Source organism: Variovorax sp. 20P10.2.4, from assembly GCF_058244205.1.
On sequence record NZ_JBZAYE010001058.1, the window covers coordinates 1 to 1,575 of the forward strand.

Here is a 1,575-nt window from a genome sequence, read left to right on the forward strand (position 1 = left end):
GCCCAGGCCGCCAAGCCGCAGACCGCGAAGCCGCCCGACATCGCGGTCGAGTTCGACCTCGGCGACGACTTCGCGGTGCAGGGCCGCGGCATCACGACCCGGCTCGAGGGCCAGCTCGACATCCGCAGCACGCGGCTCGATGCGCCGCCACGCATCACCGGCGAGGTGAAGACCGTGAAGGGCCAGTACCGCGCCTACGGCCAGCAGCTCGACGTGGAGACCGGCATCGCGCGCTTCAACGGTCCCTACGACAACCCGCAGCTCGACATCCTCGCGATCCGGCCCAACATCACGCAGCGCGCCGGCGTGCAGATCAGCGGCAGCGCGCAGTCGCCGCGCGTGAAGCTCTATTCGGAGCCCGCGCTGTCCGATGCCGAGACGCTGTCGTGGGTGGTGCTCGGCCGCGCCTCGGCCACCAGCGGCGGCGAGTCGGCGCTGCTGCAGCAGGCCGCGCTCTCGCTGCTCGGGCGCATCAGCAAGGGTGCCAGCGGCGGCAGCCTGGCCAGCCGCTTCGGCCTCGACGAACTGGGCTTCAAGGGCCCGGGCAGCGGCGGCGACGTGCGCGATTCGGCCGTCACCTTCGGCAAGCGGCTGTCGAAGGATTTCTACGTCACCTACGAGCGCAGCATCGGCGGCACCTTCGGCACGCTGTTCATCTTCTACGACCTCACGCAGCGCCTCACCTTGCGCGGCCAGGCCGGACAGACCAGCGGCCTCGACCTGATCTACACCGTGAAGTACGACTGAGGTACGCATGCGGCACATGCCGCATGCACGAAGCCGCGTTTCGTACGGGACTTCGATCTTGACCCCGCGATGGCGCGTGATAAGAATCATCGGAGACGCCTTCCAAGGAGCCGACGATGAACGAGCACGGAGACAAAGGCGGGAGGAACACGGCATCAGACCGTCTGGCAGACGATGCACCGCAGGGCGACGAGACCCGCATCGCCTGGTTGCGCGGCGCTTTCCGCGCCACGATCGCGATCGTCGCCGCCATCGCGGCGGCGGCTTCCGTTCCCCATTGGGGCGGCGACAGCTTCCCCATCACCAGCCTCGTGATCTACGTCGCGGGCATGGTGTTCGTGGCGATGCCCCTGGGCCTCTACTACGAATCGCTGCTGCAGGCGCACGAGCGGCGCCGCGCGCGCAATGCCGAGCGGCGCGAGGCCAAGGCGCTGTCGCACGTGGCGGTGTAGCCGGGCCTCAGCCCGCGTCTCCGCCGCCTTGCGGATAGAGCAGCTTCGCCTCGGCCACCATGTGCCCGCCGTCGGGCAGAAGCTTGGCGCGGTGGTCGCGCACGGCCGTGGCCACGATCGGCAGCATCGCCTGCGCCTTGCCCTGATCGAAGCTCTCCACCAGCGCCAGCCGCATGCTCGGCGCCCAGAAGGACTTGAGGTGCGCCGCGATGGCCTGCGTGGCCGCCCCGGCATCCGACGGGGTCTGGGCCTCGAAGAAGGTGCCGATCTGGTTGGCCATCTTGATCAATTGCACCGACTGGTCATGCATGCGCTGTGTCTCCGCTCGTTGTCGTCGTGAGGTTGTTCGTCATCAATGCGGGCGCTGCCCGTTGGC

The 1,575-nt window shown here is 68.8% G+C and carries 3 protein-coding genes; 2 read left to right on the forward strand and 1 reads right to left on the reverse strand.

All coding sequences use genetic code 11. The features are described from left to right. On the forward strand, positions 1–747 hold a 747-nt coding region (locus AC27VN_RS41020; RefSeq protein WP_490880443.1), incomplete at its 5' end, for a translocation/assembly module TamB domain-containing protein. A gap of 116 nt (positions 748–863) precedes the next feature. Continuing rightward, entirely contained in the window at positions 864–1,199 is a 336-nt protein-coding gene (locus AC27VN_RS41025) for a hypothetical protein (protein ID WP_490880444.1), read from the forward strand. Positions 1,200–1,206: 7 nt separating this feature from the next. Here AC27VN_RS41025 and AC27VN_RS41030 read toward each other — a convergent pair whose 3' ends face one another. Next, positions 1,207–1,509 carry a formate dehydrogenase subunit delta gene (locus tag AC27VN_RS41030; protein WP_093347774.1) on the reverse strand — a complete coding sequence of 101 codons (303 nt, stop codon included), beginning with the start codon at positions 1,507–1,509 and terminating at the stop codon, positions 1,207–1,209. Between the last annotated feature and the right edge of the window lie 66 nt (positions 1,510–1,575).